The sequence below is a fragment of the Pseudomonas sp. 13B_2.1_Bac1 genome (genome assembly GCF_025466155.1).
Classification (GTDB): domain Bacteria; phylum Pseudomonadota; class Gammaproteobacteria; order Pseudomonadales; family Pseudomonadaceae; genus Aquipseudomonas; species Aquipseudomonas aylmerensis.
The window spans coordinates 42,996-55,455 of the sequence record NZ_JANLOH010000053.1 but is presented as its reverse complement, the minus strand read 5'-3'; the positions used below and the strand labels follow the sequence as shown (position 1 = coordinate 55,455).

Genomic DNA, 12,460 nt, shown 5'->3' with positions numbered 1-12,460 from the left:
TTTATTCCCCGCTCGCTTTAGTTGCCCAGGGCCGCACGCGTGTGTTCGCCGTCGACCAAGCGCGCAATACCAAGCGGGTTGGCATCTTGAAGCGCTTCAGGCAAGAGGGCGTTGGGGTAGTTCTGGAAGCAGACCGGACGCAGGAAGCGATCAATCGCCAAGGTCCCCACCGACGTGCCGCGCGCGTCGGACGTCGCCGGGTAAGGCCCGCCATGCACCATGGTGTCGGTGACTTCGACGCCCGTTGGATAGCCGTTCAACAGGATCCGTCCGACTTTCTCCTGCAGCAAGCCGGTCAACCAGCTGTACTCGAGCAACTCATCGGCTTCGCCGAGCACGGTGGACGTCAGTTGCCCGCGCAGCCCATTGAGTGCCGCGACCAATTGCGCCTGGTCGGCGACTTCAATAACGATCGTGGCAGGGCCGAACACTTCTTCCTGGAGCAATTCGTCACCGTTGAGCAGCAGGCTGACATCGGCTTTGAACAATTGTGGCTGGGCCTGTTTCCCTTGCTGAGGATTGCCCGCCAGGTGCTCCACGCCCGGATGCGCGTGCAGGTGCTGCAAACCGCTGGCATAGCTGGCCAAGGCGCCTGCATTGAGCATCGTCTGGGCGGGCTGGTCATGCATCTGCGCGGTGAAGCGTTGCAGGAAGGCGCTGAAATCCGCTGATCGCAGGCCAATGATCAGCCCGGGATTGGTACAGAATTGCCCGCAACCCAAGGTCACCGATCCAGCCAGCTCCTTGGCGATGGTCTCGCCGCGCACTTGCAGGGCCTGGGGCAGAATGATCACCGGGTTGATGCTCGACATCTCGGCAAACACCGGAATCGGCTGCGGACGTTGCGCGGCCATCTTGCACAGCGCATTGCCGCCCTTGAGCGAGCCGGTGAAGCCCACGGCTTGGATGGCGGGATGTTTCACCAGCCACTCGCCGACGCCCCCGCCATAGATCATGTTGAACACGCCGGCGGGCATACCGGTGCGCTGCGCGGCCCGCATGATCGCGTCCGCGACCCATTCAGCGGTCGCCATGTGGCCGCTGTGAGCCTTGAACACCACCGGGCAGCCCGCTGCCAGGGCAGAAGCGGTGTCGCCACCGGCAGTGGAAAACGCCAGCGGGAAGTTGCTCGCGCCGAACACGGCGACGGGGCCCACCGCGATCCGGAACTGGCGCAAGTCAGGGCGGGGCAGGGGCGCCCGGTCCGGCAGGGCGCGGTCAATGCGCGCACCGTAGAAGTCGCCTCGCCGCAGTACCTGGGCGAACAGGCGCATTTGCCCGCTGGTGCGGCCACGCTCACCCTGGATACGCCCGGCAGGCAAGGCGGTCTCACGGCAGACGGTGCTGACGAAATCGTCGCCGAGGGCATCCAGCTCGTCAGCGATGGCCTCCAGGAACTCGGCGCGGCGCGCGGCTGGCAGGTTACGGTAAATCGGGTAGGCGGCGCCTGCCGCCTTGGCTGCCGCGTCGACCTCGTCTTGTGTGGCCTGGATGAAGTGGCCCGGGAGGGCTTCGCCGGTTGTCGCATCGAAACTGTGCAGCTGCACGTTGCCCGCGCCAAGTCGCTGACCACCGATGTAGTTCTGACCGAGAATCTGAGTCATGTCAGGGTTCCTGATTGGAGGATGAAGAGAAATGCCAGGCTCGACACCGGCAAAATAAAGCGGCTCCGCATCGTGCGGGACGACGGGAGCCGGCGTGTCGAAGTGAATGCAGGGCCTTAAGTGATCGCACCGATCTGCCACGGCACGAATTCGTTCTGGCCGTAGCCATGCTGTTCACTTTTGCTTTTGTCGCCTGAGGCGATGCGCAGCATCATGCGAAAGATGTACTCGCCGCGTTCCTCAATGGTCATGGTGCCGTCGGCAATCCCGCCGCAGTTGACGTCCATGTCTTCTTCCTGGGTTTCCCACAGACGGCTGTTGGTGGCGAGCTTGATCGACGGCGAGGGTGCACACCCATAAGCCGACCCGCGCCCCGTGGTGAAGGCAATCAGATTGGCGCCGCCGGCGACCTGGCCGGTAGCGGAGATCGGGTCATAGCCGGGGGTGTCCATGAACACCAGGCCGTGGGCCCTGACGGTTTCAGCGTATTCGTAGACGTCGACCAGATCGGTCGAGCCGGCCTTGGCCACGGCGCCGAGGGATTTTTCCAGGATGGTGGTCAGGCCACCGGCCTTGTTGCCCGCCGACGGGTTGTTGTTCAGCTCGGCATCCATGCGCTTGCAGTAGGCTTCCCACCAATGAATGCGCGCGATGAGTTTTTCACCCACTTGCTGGCTGACGGCGCGACGGGTCAGCAAGTGCTCGGCGCCGTAGACCTCCGGGGTTTCCGACAGGATAGCAGTGCCGCCGGCGGCCACCAGACGGTCCACGGCATTGCCCAGTGCCGGGTTGGCGGTGATGCCCGAGTAACCGTCCGAACCACCGCATTGCAGGCCGATAATCAGGTGTTTGGCGCTGACCGGCTCACGCTTGACCTGATTGGCTTCGGCCAGCAGCGACTTCACTTGAGCAATGCCACTGGCAATGGTCTTGGAGGTGCCACCGGTGCCCTGGATGGTAAATGTGCGCAACGAATCGCTGCTTTCAAGGCCCTGGGCGGCGAGCAATTCGGGAATCTGGTTGGTCTCGCACCCCAGCCCAATCAGCAGCACCGAGGCAAAGTTGGGGTGGACGGCGTAACCGCCCAGCGTCCTGCGCAGCATGGCCAGCGCCTCGCCGCCAGGGTCGACTGCGCAGCCAACGCCGTGGGTGAGTGCAACGACACCATCGACGTTGGGGTACTCGACCAGCGCTTCAGGATGAATGTCGCGGCGGAAGTAATCGGCAATCGCACGCGCCACCGTCGCCGAGCAATTGACCGAGGTCAGAATGCCGATGTAGTTGCGGGTCGCGACACGGCCATCGGCACGCACGATGCCCATGAACGTCTCTGCGGTGGGCGCAGGACTGCCTTTGGCATCGACGCCGAACGCATAGTCCCGAGAGAAATCGCCCATTGCGACGTTGTGAACGTGCACATGCTGTCCCGCTTCGATTGGCTGGCTCGCGAAGCCGATGATCTGCCCGTAGCGGCGCACGGGTTGGCCCACGTCGATATGACGTGCAGCGACTTTGTGGCCGGAGGGCACCGGCTCAAGTACCTGGATGCCTTCGGCCTTGAGCTCCAGGCCCTTGATCAGCGGTTGCCGCGCGATCAATACATCGTCGAGCACATTGAGTCTGATCACGGCATTGGCAGCGGTCTCGCTGCCTGTTGTAGTTATGAGTTGCATGACGGTTGCCTCGGTTTTTCAGGGAGCGCTATGGAGTCGGGCAGGTCAGGCCAACCCACGCTCGCGATAATCAATCAGGCTGGAGAACAGCATCAATCCTGAGGCCATGACGACGAAGAAGATCAGCGCCAGGAAGTACGAGCCGGTGAATTGCACAATCAGGCCGATCAGGATAGGCACGATCACCCCGACCATATTGCCGCAGAAGTTCATGCTGCCGCCCAACACGCCGGCTTTGGACTGGCCGCCGAGAATGGCGGGCAGGCACCAGTACATGCCGCACCAGCGAATGAAAAACAGCGCGACACAGAGCAGCGAGATAACCACGACGGCATCACTGCTGTAGGCCACGGCGAGGATACAGATCGCGGCAATCGCGGCGGAGCCTGCGAACATGCTGCGCATGACCGTGTTGGGTTGGCCGCCGGCAGCCTTCCATTTATCCGACACCCAGCCGCCAAACAGTTCGCCGATGAAGCCGCATATGAAGATCAGGAAGGTGGCGCCGCCCATGGCCTTGATGTCGAGGTTATGGGCTTTGTGCAAGTAGCTCGGCATCCAGGTCAGCAGGCCGTAGAACACACTGTTGTAGCACGCGTACCCCGCGAACATGGCCAGTACCGAGCGACTCTTGAGCAGGTCCTTGAGGATCGCCTTGCGCCCACCGGTGGCTTTTTTCGCGGCTTCGTTGGCGTCGGTGATGTAAGCCAGCTCTGCAGCATTGACTTTCGGGTGCTCACTGGGATGGTTCCTGATGTACCACCACGCCCATATGCCCACGACCATGGTGCCGACGCCCGCGATGACGAATGCGATCCGCCACGAATCAAACCAGGTGATCAGCCCTGCGATCAGGATCGCGCCCAGCGCAGTGCCCAGCGGCGCGCCGCCGTCAACCAGGGTGGCGCCGCGCCCGCGTTCATTGGGCGTCAGCCAGGCACCGTTGAGCTTGGCGCCGGCCGGCATGATCGGCGACTCCGCGACACCCAGGCCGATGCGGGTGATGAGCAACGTGATCCAGTTGTGCGCGCCGCCCGCCAAGGCCTGGAACAGGCCCCAGCCGACCGTGGCAATGCCGACGATATTGCGCGTCTGGAAACGGTCGAGCAGCATGCCGCCGGGGATCTGCATCAGCGCGTACGACCAGAAGAATGCACTCAGCATCAACCCTTCGAGCGCCGGCGTCATGTTGAAATCAGCTGAAATCAGCGGCAGTGCAACCGACAGTGACGCCCGGTCGATGTAGTTGATGGCCGAGAGCAGCAGCAGGAGCAGGAAAATCCTCCAACGTACGGTGGTCGGGCGGGCGGTGATGGCGGGACTCGCTGTCGTAGCGGTAACGACCTGTGCATTGCCAGTGGTCATTTTCATCTCACTCTTATGTTTATTATGAAATGCAGCCTTGCTTGAGGCCCGATCAAGGGCCGCATCGGTCAGAGCGTCTGTACTTCTCCAGTGCTGAAGGCGGGTGCAACCACTTCGATGGTGTTGCACAGCGGTTCACCGAACTCACGCATGCTGACTTCGAAACGGTCGCCCGGCTGGGTCTTGATGTTATCCGCTACCGACAGGGTGGCGGTGCCGAAGAAGTGCACATGCACATCGCCTGGACGCAGGAACTGGGCGTACTTGAAGTGGTGGTACTCAAGGTTCTCCAGGCTGTGGCACATGTTGTCCTCGCCACTCAGGAACTCTTTCTCCCATAACACGGTGCCGTCGCGCCAGATCCGGCTGGTCCCCGCCAGGTGCCGGGGCAACTCGCCCACGCGCAGCTCTGGCCCATAGGAGCAGTTACGCAGCTTGGAGTGTGCCAGGTAGAGGTAATTGCGACGCTCCATGACATGGTCGGAGAACTCGTTGCCCAAGGCAAAGCCCAGGCGGTAGGGCTTGCCGTCTTCGCCGATCACGTAGAGACCGGTCAGCTCTGGTTCTTCACCCGCATCTTCGGCGAAGTCCGGCGACTGGAAGGCCTGGTTCGGGCGTACCACAATGGAACCGTCGCCCTTGTAGAACCACTCCGGCTGGGCGCCCACGGTACCTGCCGCCGGACGGCCGCCGTCGAGGCCCCATTGGAACATTCTGGCGGTGTCGGTAAGCGCGGCCTTGTCGTCGACCTTTTGCTGGTGCATCTGGTCGCGGGTGGAGGCGCTCCCCAGGTGGGTGAGGCCAGTGCCGCTGATCAGGCAGTGCGCGGGGTCTTCATGGTCGAGGGGCGGCAGGACTCGGCGAGCTTCCAGCACGTGGGTATAACCTTCAGGACCGAGGGTGGTGCCCCTGGCCTCGACTTCCTTGAGCAGGCTGCGACCATTGGCAATCGCGGCGAGGGCAAGCGTGCGGGTGCTGGATGCACCGTTGACGACTTGAATCGCGTCGCCTTCGACGACGCCGACTCCACGCTGGCCGGTGGTGTCTTCAAATTGGATTAATCGCATGGAGGAGCCTCAGCTTGTTGTTATCGTTGGGGCCACTTTAAATTTCCAGGCTGTTGCTGCCTAATGAGAGTTACGACCCGAGCGATAACTTTCAGGTATACCCATGCTTCCGTCCTTCTCATCCATCGTATCTCGCCTGAGGCTCAAGCAACTGCGCCTCTTGATTGCCCTCGACGAGCACGGCTCGGTGCGCAAGGCGTCGGAGATCATGGCGCTGTCTCAACCCGGTGCCACCAAGGCATTGCAGGAAATCGAAACCATCTTCGGCTCAAGCCTCTTCGAACGCACGAGCAAAGGTTTGGAAGCCAACGACCTTGGCCGCTGCGTGATTCGTTATGCGCGTTTGATTCACACCGACCTCGAGCACCTTCGCGAGGAAATGGTCGGCCTTCTCAAGGGACACGGTGGACGCCTGGCGGTGGGCACCATCATGGGGGCCGTGCCGGCATTGGTGGAGAGCCTGGCGCGCCTTCGCGATAAACAGCCGGAGTTGTCGATAGCGATTGTCGAGGACACCAGCTCGCGGCTACTGAGCTTGCTGGATCAGGGGCGGTTGGATGTGGCGATCTGTCGAACCAGCGTCAGCCCGCGCCCGACGGCTTACCAAACCCGTTTCCGCGCACAGGAACCGCTGGTCGTGGTGGCCAACCCGGAGCATCGACTGGCCAGCGCGCAGACGCTGCAACTCGCCGACCTCATGGACAGCCATTGGGTAGTCTTCCCGGTGAATATGCCCATGCGTCTGACTTTGGAACGCGAGTTTCGCCAAGTGGGGTTGAGCTTCCCGCTGTACGCCATCGAGACCTCATCGACATTCACGACCTTGTCGCTGTTGCTCAAGGACCCGAACCTGGTCGCCGTCATGCCGAACGATGTGGCGCAAATGGCACTCGACCACGGCATGTTGGTCAAGCTGGCGTTGACCATTCAGTCGACCAGCGAGCCCTATGAAATCGTCACGCGGGCCGATGTGGAGTACACGGCGCCGATGGTTTTGTTGATTGAAGAACTCACCGGTGCAAGCGTGAGCCTAGCAGCAGGCGTTTGATAGGACTGAAGCTTGCCGTGTTCAAGTACCTGCGCCGTTGAACATGCTCACCAGGCTGTGCGGTGCGTCGTCACCAAACAGCAACTCATGCAGTTCATTGCACTCTGCAGCCGTTTGCGCGCTGCGCGGGAACATCGCCTGTTCGTACGCATGCAGCGCGGCTTCGACGTCATCCGGGTGTGAGGCGATGGCTTTGCCGAGTTCGGCGCCATCGTACATGGCCAGATTGGCACCTTCGCCATTCGGGGCTGCAAGGTGTGCGGCATCACCCACCAGCGTCACGCCCGGCACTCGGTTCCAGTGGTGTTCAACCGGCAGCGTGAAGAGCGGGCGCCATATCAGCTCGGTGTCACTGTGGGTAATCAGTGCCGTGAGGGCAGGGGACCAGCCTGTGAATACCTGCGCGATCCGTGCTGCCGCTGTTGGCGTGTGAGTGAAATCGATGGCAGCAAACCATTCCTGGGGCGCGGTGATGGCGACATAGGTGTGCAGCGTGGAGCCCGCCTCACGGTGCGCCTGGATGCCTTTTGCGGGTTGCAGGGCGAACATCGCACCGCCCCCTACCGCCTGGGCGGTGGCGGGGTGGCGGGTGTCGCTGTCGTACAGGTAGGTTTCAATGAACGAGCGGCCCATGTACTCGGGCACGGCGGTGCTGAGCAGCGGGCGGACTTTAGACCAGGCACCGTCGGCCCCCACCAGCAGGTCGGTGACAACGTGAGTGCCGTCGGCGAAGGTCACCTCATGGCGGCCCGCGCCCAGGGCGCGCACGCTGTTGACCTTGTGGCCCCAGCGCACGGTACCGGCAGGCAGTGAATCGAGAAGCATCTTGCGCAGCTCGCCACGCATGACCTCGGGACGCCCGCCAGTGCCGTCGTCGGGTTGGTCCAACAGAACGGTGCCGTCCCAATCAAGCACTCGAGTCGCCTCGCGACCTTCCAGGACAAGGGCGCGGAATTCATCCGTCAGGCCCGCCGCCTGCAAAGCCAGTTGGCCGTTGTAGTCGTGGATGTCGAGCATCCCGCCTTGTGCGCGTGCGGTTGCCGACGGCTCGGCTTCATAGACCGTGGCGGCAATGCCGTGGACGTGCAGGACACGCGCCAGGATGAGGCCGCCCAGGCCAGCCCCGATGATTGTGACGCAGGTGTGCATAAGGTACCTGTTGGCTATGAGAAAGGGGCCGGCGGCGCGGCATGTCCCGGCCATCGTTGGCCGGAGATTTCTACCCTATTTTGCCGGCAGAAAGGGGTAGCCCTGCAACAAATGATTGTTCAGCCAAGCCGCGGGGCGCTACAGATCAGGCACCGTCATTCCAGCGGGGACGTGCAGCGCATCTCCACAGCCTGCCAGCAATACCAATCCATTCCTCGCAGGGCTGATAGGAATAGGCAAGCCTCACAGATGATCCGGCATAGGTCGGCAGCGGTGACTTGACTACCATCAGTACTCATCAACCGAGAGGCATATGCATGAGCACTCACAAAACCCTGTTCATCACCGGCATCAGCAGCGGCTTCGGCAAGGCCCTCGCGACCGAGGCATTAGCGGCCGGTCATCGTGTGATCGGTACCGTGCGTAATGAGGCAGCCCTTGAAGCATTCGAGGCGTTGTCTGCCGAACGTGCCCACGGGGTGATTCTGGATGTCACCGACTTTGCGCGGATCGACAGCGTCGTCGCCGAGATGGAGACTCGCTACGGCCCGGTGGACGTCCTGGTGAACAACGCAGGGTACGGCCACGAGGGGATTTTCGAAGAGTCGTCGCTGGAAGAAATGCGCCGCCAGTTCGACGTCAACGTGTTCGGCGCAGTTGCCGTGACCAAGGCCTTTGTGCCGTATTTCCGCCAGCGTCGCCGCGGACACATCATCAACATCACGTCCATGGGCGGCACCATCACCATGCCGGGGATCGCCTACTACTGCGGCAGCAAATTCGCGCTCGAAGGCATCTCCGACACGCTGAGCAAGGAGCTCAAGCCGTTCAATATCTTCGTGACCGCCGTGGCGCCGGGCTCGTTTCGCACCGATTGGGCCGGCCGCTCCATGCAGCGTACGCCGCGCAGCATTGCCGACTACGACGCCAGCTTTGATCCGGTGCGCCAGGCGCGTGAAGCCAAGAGCGGCCACCAACTGGGCGACCCGCAGAAGGCTGCGCACGCCATGCTGCAGTTGATCGCAAGCGACAATCCACCGGCCCACCTGCTGCTGGGCAGTGACGCGCTGGGATACGTGCGCGAAAAACTTGAGCAATCCCTGCGCGATATTAGCCACTGGGAGGCTCTGACGCGTTCTACGGATGGTTAAAGTTCTTTGAGCGGCAGGGCGGGAATCGGGGGCAAGGAGGAGGGTGGTCGTCTGACATAAAGTGAACGCGGATTTAGTCGGCGCGATGGAGTTGACCACGCCCATTAATCAAGCACAAATGCCGCCCATCAGGTGAGGGCGGCCTTGTCTCTGCGTTGGGTAGACGCTCAATTGCCTCTGTAGGTCGAGAAACCGTAGGGACTGAGCAGTAGTGGGATGTGGTAGTGCGCAAGGGTACCGTCTACCTCAAAAATGACCGGTACTTCGGGGAAGAAACTCGAGACCTTGTGAGCCTTGAACCACTCACCGGTTTTGAAGGTGACACGGTAGGTGCCTTTCTCCAGCGCCTTACCTTCCGGGTACAGGCCGGGAATACGTCCTTGCTCGTTGGTCGCAGCGCTGTTGAGCAGGTTCCAATTGTTGCCGTCCTGTTTTTCCAGCGTGACATTGACGCCTGGGGAGGGCAGACCATCTTGCAGGTTGAGTACATGCACGCTCAGCGGGTTTCCTGCCGCGAATGCCAGCGAGGAGGCGACACTCAATACAACGCCAGCGAACAACGATTTTAATCCAGTCATGAGGATGTCCTTAGTTTTTGACGGTAGGTAGAATTTTGTTGATCGCGGCTAATGCGCAACCTTCATCGGTTGCTGCACCACCGGCGCCGGCCACGCCTATGGCGCCAATGACTTGCCCTTCAAACAGCAATGGCACTCCGCCGCCTAGCAGCAATAGCTCATGCAGGGTGTTGAGGTTTTCCGCATCGGGGGTGCTGCGGGCACGCTCTGCCAATAGCCGTGTCGGGGTCTTGGTCGATAGGGCGGTATAGGCCTTGCGTTGGGCTGCCAATGTATTGTGTGGGCCAACGTTATCGTCACGCTGCAGGGCGACTAAATTGCCTCCTCGGTCGACGATTGCCGCAACACCTGTACGACCATCGGCATGACACGCTGCCAGCGCGGCATTCAGCAAATCATTGGCCATTGCCAGTGATACGTCGTTGCGCTGCACAACCTGATCCGCAGATGCAACCGCGAGCGCAGAGCTCATAGCGAGTGGCATCAGCAATAAGTTCGATAGGCTTGTCCGCATGCTTTTTCCTTTGTTGGGTCTGGCTGAGTCGTGGTCAGGCAGGATGACGCGTGCGGGCCGTCAGAATGATTGCCTGATGATTACCAAGATGTAATGTGCCAAAACGCTCAGGCGCGCTAGCCTATGCTCCAGTTCTGGAGGAAAAGATGCGTATCCTGGTTGTTGAAGATGAAGCGAAAACCGCGGATTACCTGCACAAAGCCCTGACTGAATCGGGCTACGTGGTAGAGGTCGCCCTGGATGGCCTGGAGGGCCAGTATCTGGCGCAGGAAAGTGAGTTCGATTTGATCATTCTGGACGTCATGCTGCCGCGACTGGACGGCTGGCAATTGCTCCAGATCATTCGGCGCAAGTGGCAAACCCCGGTGCTTTTCCTGACCGCCAGGGATTCTGTGGAGGATCGGGTCAAAGGGCTCGAGTCAGGCGCCGATGATTACCTGGTCAAACCTTTTTCCTACGCCGAGCTGTTGGCGCGCGTACGTACGCTGCTGCGCAGGGGGCCGCCCCGTGAAGTCGAGCAGTTCCTGGTTGCAGACCTGAGCCTGGACCTGTTGCGCCGCAAGGTCACGCGCCAGGGTGAACGGCTGACCCTGACCAACAAGGAGTTTGCCTTGTTGCACCTGCTGGTCAGTCGGGAAGGCGAGGTGCTATCTCGCTCCTCGATTGCTTCGCAGATCTGGCAGATGAACTTTGACAGCGATACCAATGTGGTCGACGTCGCCATTCGGCGACTGCGCGCCAAGGTTGACGATCCTTACCCGCTCAAGTTGATACACACAGTGCGGGGCATCGGCTACATGCTTGAGGTGCAATCCTGAAACTGTTTCCGCGTACCCTGAGCTTGCGCCTGGCGGTCATGTTCGCGTTGGTCAGCGCGCTGCTGCTGGGCTCCATTGGGTTTTATCTTTATCAGTCGTTACAGCGAGAGATCGCGTGGCGCGATGACCAGGCGCTGCTCGGGCGCCTGGAGCGCATGCAAGCACTGATCAACGACAGTGTCAGCGTCGAGCAACTCAGAAATCGGCCCAAGCTCTACGAAAACATGCTGGGCAATCGCGACAACCTGCTGTGGATTCTCGATGACACCGGCCAGGTACTGATCGAAATCAACCCCGTCAGTATGCGCTTGCCCACGTTACCGGCTGCAGCCCAGGCTCAGCTCGGTGACGGCGACTCTTCGGTGTCAGTGCGGCTTGCCTGGCAGCATGTCATGCAGGGTGGTCGCGGCTTGACGCTGATTGCCGGCAAGTTGTTGAGTGAGCGCGAGCAGATGCTGGCGGCTTACCGTCTCAAGCTCTGGCTCGCCCTGTCAGTCGGCGCGCTGCTGGCTTTTGTGCTCGGCGGGTGGGTCAGTCGACGAGGCTTGCAGCCTGTGCGCAGGCTGGCGCAGCGCGCCGCCGCGATTGATGTGCAACATCTGCATCTGCGGCTGGACGAGTTCAACGAGCTGAGTGAGCTGCAAGTGCTCAGCCATGCGCTCAATCAAATGCTTGCACGTCTTGAAGACGGGTTCGCCCAGCTATCACGCTTCTCGGAAGACCTCGCCCACGAGATGCGTACCCCGTTGAGCAACCTGATGGGGCATACCCAGCAAAGCTTGAGGCACAGCCGCTCCATCGAGGACTATCAAAACCTGCTGGTGTCGAACCAGGAAGAATATGAGCGTCTGGCGCGGATGATCGACAGTATGCTGTTCCTCGCACGGACTGAGCAGCCGCAAGCATCCGTGCAGGACGAACTCATCAACCTGCATGAACTGGTCGAGCAACTGTGTGAGTATTTCGAAGGCGTGGCGCAAGAACGCGACGTCACCCTGATTAATCAGGCGCATGGCGAGTTGCGTGCCGATCCGGCCTTGATCCGTCGAGCATTGGCTAACCTGGTGGCCAATGCCCTGCGCTACGGTTCTCCCGCGGCGGAGGTGATTATCCGCAGCGTGGTGCGCGAGGCTGGGGTCGAAGTCTCTGTACACAACCAGGGCCCGCCCATTGCCGCGGAGCATCTACCGAGACTTTTCGAGCGCTTCTACCGGTGCGACCCGTCACGCAATCAGCCAGATGATTCCGGGGGCCTGGGGTTGGCCATCGTGCATTCAATCATGCACTTACATGGCGGCCGGGTGACCGTAGACAGCCGCTCATCAGGAACGAGCTTTCGCCTGGAGTTTCCTGCGCAAAACCCTCGAATTGTCTGACTCAGCGTCTGACGACTCAGCCTAAGCAGAGAGGCGCTTTTCGCAGCGCCTCTTTTTTTGTGGGCCTCAATGACCAGCGGTGGTCATAAAAAGTGGAACTCCCACTCATTCCGACCG

General features: G+C 61.1%; 11 protein-coding genes. 4 read left to right on the top strand and 7 right to left on the bottom strand.

From position 1 onward, the window contains the following. Positions 1–17 precede the first annotated feature (17 nt). The 4 genes from NTD80_RS12895 to araD1 form a co-directional block, all read right to left on the bottom strand. Positions 18–1,604 carry an aldehyde dehydrogenase (NADP(+)) gene (locus NTD80_RS12895; RefSeq protein WP_262133907.1) on the bottom strand — a complete coding sequence of 529 codons (1,587 nt, stop codon included), beginning with the start codon at positions 1,602–1,604 and terminating at the stop codon, positions 18–20. A gap of 116 nt (positions 1,605–1,720) precedes the next feature. Then, positions 1,721–3,277: a UxaA family hydrolase gene (locus NTD80_RS12890; RefSeq protein WP_120448595.1), complete on the bottom strand. Its 1,557-nt coding sequence runs from the start codon at positions 3,275–3,277 to the stop codon at positions 1,721–1,723. Between the two features lie 45 nt (positions 3,278–3,322). Continuing rightward, positions 3,323–4,642, bottom strand: coding sequence for an MFS transporter (locus NTD80_RS12885; RefSeq protein WP_065905300.1), 1,320 nt, complete (start codon positions 4,640–4,642; stop codon positions 3,323–3,325). A 68-nt stretch (positions 4,643–4,710) separates the two neighbouring features. After that, positions 4,711–5,709, bottom strand: a complete 999-nt coding sequence (gene araD1 / locus NTD80_RS12880; RefSeq protein WP_262133905.1) for an AraD1 family protein — start codon at positions 5,707–5,709, stop codon at positions 4,711–4,713. 103 nt (positions 5,710–5,812) lie between these two features. On the opposite strand from araD1, the gene NTD80_RS12875 reads away from it, so the two are divergent. Continuing rightward, complete coding sequence (locus NTD80_RS12875; RefSeq protein ID WP_262133903.1) at positions 5,813–6,757, top strand: LysR family transcriptional regulator; 945 nt, start codon at positions 5,813–5,815, stop codon at positions 6,755–6,757. Between the two features lie 21 nt (positions 6,758–6,778). Here the strand turns inward: NTD80_RS12875 and NTD80_RS12870 are convergent, their stop codons facing one another. After that, entirely contained in the window at positions 6,779–7,906 is a 1,128-nt protein-coding gene (locus tag NTD80_RS12870; protein WP_262133902.1) for an FAD-dependent oxidoreductase, read from the bottom strand. Between the two features lie 317 nt (positions 7,907–8,223). Here NTD80_RS12870 and NTD80_RS12865 point away from each other — a divergent pair, with 317 nt between their 5' ends. Continuing rightward, on the top strand, positions 8,224–9,057 hold the full coding sequence (locus NTD80_RS12865; RefSeq protein ID WP_262133900.1) for an oxidoreductase: 834 nt from the start codon (positions 8,224–8,226) through the stop codon (positions 9,055–9,057). Positions 9,058–9,224: 167 nt separating this feature from the next. Here the strand turns inward: NTD80_RS12865 and uraH are convergent, their stop codons facing one another. After that, positions 9,225–9,635: a hydroxyisourate hydrolase gene (gene uraH / locus NTD80_RS12860; protein WP_065905269.1), complete on the bottom strand. Its 411-nt coding sequence runs from the start codon at positions 9,633–9,635 to the stop codon at positions 9,225–9,227. A 10-nt stretch (positions 9,636–9,645) separates the two neighbouring features. Beyond that, the gene (locus NTD80_RS12855) at positions 9,646–10,149 is read right to left on the bottom strand and encodes a GlcG/HbpS family heme-binding protein (protein WP_262133898.1); all 504 of its coding nucleotides are present in this window, start codon (positions 10,147–10,149) and stop codon (positions 9,646–9,648) included. A 146-nt stretch (positions 10,150–10,295) separates the two neighbouring features. On the opposite strand from NTD80_RS12855, the gene NTD80_RS12850 reads away from it, so the two are divergent. Both NTD80_RS12850 and NTD80_RS12845 read left to right on the top strand, forming a co-directional pair. Continuing rightward, entirely contained in the window at positions 10,296–10,967 is a 672-nt protein-coding gene (locus NTD80_RS12850) for a heavy metal response regulator transcription factor (RefSeq protein WP_065905273.1), read from the top strand. Then, positions 10,964–12,343 carry a heavy metal sensor histidine kinase gene (locus tag NTD80_RS12845; protein WP_262134014.1) on the top strand — a complete coding sequence of 460 codons (1,380 nt, stop codon included), beginning with the start codon at positions 10,964–10,966 and terminating at the stop codon, positions 12,341–12,343. The genes NTD80_RS12850 and NTD80_RS12845 overlap by 4 nt, the downstream gene beginning before the upstream one ends. The last annotated feature ends 117 nt before the right edge of the window (positions 12,344–12,460 follow it).